The sequence below is a fragment of the Luteimonas sp. Soil_C_5 genome, from assembly GCF_057656615.1.
This window is the reverse complement of record NZ_JBDGKA010000015.1, coordinates 1-237: the sequence shown is the minus strand read 5'-3', so window position 1 is coordinate 237 and position 237 is coordinate 1. Positions and strand designations below refer to the sequence as shown.

Below are 237 nucleotides of genomic sequence, written 5' to 3'. Positions count from 1 at the left end.
TTTTTGGTTCCTTTTTGGCCGGTCAAAAAGGAACTCGCACGCGTCAGCGTGCGAAAGCCGTGCAATTGATCTATCGCCTTGTTCTTGATTCGGCTTTACATCCAGATCCAGATCCATCCAAATCCGATCCAAATCCGGAATTGGAATCGGAATCCGCGCAAGGTGTTCGCTGTTGGGCGCGATCAGCGTCCCTGCCAAGGACAGGGCTTCCGCGCTGTCGCGCGGCTTACTTTTGTC

The 237-nt window shown here is 53.6% G+C and carries 1 protein-coding gene; it reads right to left on the bottom strand.

All coding sequences use genetic code 11. The features are described 5' to 3' along the window. Window positions 1-237 (bottom strand): hypothetical protein (locus AC3A5K_RS16975; protein WP_487618738.1); only part of this gene is annotated, 237 nt, incomplete at both ends.